The 1,773-nt window shown below is 63.5% G+C and carries 2 protein-coding genes; both read left to right on the plus strand.

Annotated elements, in window-relative coordinates; all coding sequences use genetic code 11:
* Positions 1–71: 71 nt before the first annotated feature.
* The gene (locus WFM46_RS23650) at positions 72–1,193 is read left to right on the plus strand and encodes an amidohydrolase (protein WP_336998713.1); all 1,122 of its coding nucleotides are present in this window, start codon (positions 72–74) and stop codon (positions 1,191–1,193) included.
* 15 nt (positions 1,194–1,208) lie between these two features.
* Positions 1,209–1,773: LLM class flavin-dependent oxidoreductase (locus WFM46_RS23655; RefSeq protein ID WP_336998714.1), on the plus strand; the 565-nt coding region annotated here is incomplete at its 3' end.

Genomic DNA, 1,773 nt, shown 5'->3' on the forward strand with positions numbered 1-1,773 from the left:
GCCGACGGCGCTGCGCGGGTGCAGTCCCTGCGCCTGCTGGCCCAGGCCCGCCAGCAACGGGAGGTGGCGGTATGAGCCTGGAGCAACAGCTGATCGCCTGGCGCCGCGAGCTGCACCAGAACCCGGAACTCTCCGGGGAAGAAGTCCAGACCACCGCCCGTCTGCGCCAGTGGCTGGGTGATGCCGGGATCGCCATCCTGCCCTATGACCTGCAAACCGGCGTGGTCGCCGAGGTGGGGAGGGGTGAAAAACAGATTGCCCTGCGCGCCGATATCGACGCCCTGCCGATTGAGGAGCGCAGCGGGGTGGCGTTCACCTCCCGGCGTGCCGGGGTGATGCACGCCTGCGGCCATGACATTCACACCAGCGTGATCCTCGGCGCGGCCTTGCAGCTGAAAGCGCGGGAAGAGGCGCTCAATGGCCGGGTGCGGATCCTGTTCCAGCCCGCGGAGGAGAACTTTGGTGGGGCCAAAAGCCTGGTGCGCGCTGGTGCCCTGCGCGACATCAGCGCCATCTTCGGCATGCATAACGAACCCGGTCTGCCGGTCGGACACTTTGCTACCCGCGGCGGCCCGTTCTACGCCAACGTCGACCGTTTCGTGTTGCGCATTACCGGTAAAGGCGCTCACGCCGCCCGTCCTCATGAAGGTCACGACGCCATCGTGACCGCCAGCCAGCTGGTGACGGCCCTGCAAAGCGTTGCCAGCCGCAACGTTAACACCCTCGACTCGGTGGTACTGAGCGTGACGCGCATTACCGGGGGAAATACCTGGAACGTGCTGCCGGAGAACGTCGAGCTGGAAGGGACCCTGCGCACCCATCGCACCGAAGTGCAGCAGAACGTAAAGGTCCGGGTAGCTGAGATCGCCGCCGGATTCGCCAGCGCTTTTAACGCGCAGATCGACATCACCTGGTATGCCGGGCCTACCGCGCTGGTCAACGACGCCACCTGGGCCGAGTTTGCCACCTCGGTGGCGCGGGAGACCGGCTACGAGACGCAGCAGGCGGAACTGCATATGGGCGGGGAGGATTTCGCCGTCTACCTCCAGCAGATCCCCGGTGCCTTCGTCAGCATCGGCAGCGCCAGCCCCTATGGATTGCATCATCCGGCCTTTAACCCGGACGAAGCCCTCATCGCACCCGCCGCGCGCTATTTCGCCCGGCTTGCAGAAAAAGCACTGAATCAACTTTAAGGGTAAGGAGTGAATATGTCCGCAACACGACAGCTGCGTCTGGGCACGATATTGCATGGCGCGTCGGGGAATATGTCGGCCTGGCGCCACCCGGCAGCAATCGCCGATGCCAGCATCAATTTTGATTTCGTCAAAGAGACGGCCCTGAAGGCCGAAGCGGGCAAGCTCGACTTTATCTTTGTTGCGGATGGCCTCTACATCAACGAGAAGTCGATCCCGCATTTTCTCAACCGCTTTGAGCCCCTGACCGTGCTGTCGGCGCTGGCGACCGTCACCTCCCGGTTGGGGCTGGTGGGGACATTATCTACCTCCTACAGCGAGCCGTTCACCGTGGCGCGCCAGTTCGCCAGCCTCGATCACCTGAGCCATGGCCGGGCGGGCTGGAATGTGGTCACTTCGCCGCTGGAGGGGTCAGCAAAAAATTTCTCCCGGGATAAGCACCCGGAGCACGCCCTGCGTTACCGCATTGCCGACGAATATCTTGACGTGGTGAAAGGGCTGTGGGACTCCTGGGAGGGCGACGCCTTTGTGCGTAACAAAGCGACCGGGCAGTTCTTCGATCCGCAAAAGCTGCACACCC

Origin of the sequence: Leclercia sp. M50 (genome assembly GCF_037150775.1) — a bacterium.
Lineage (GTDB): Bacteria > Pseudomonadota > Gammaproteobacteria > Enterobacterales > Enterobacteriaceae > Enterobacter.

Coding starts and splice junctions, on each gene's coding strand:
- WFM46_RS23650 (WP_336998713.1), top strand. CDS start 72: ATGAGCCTGGAGCAACAGCTGATCGCCTGGCGCCGCGAGCTGCACCAG.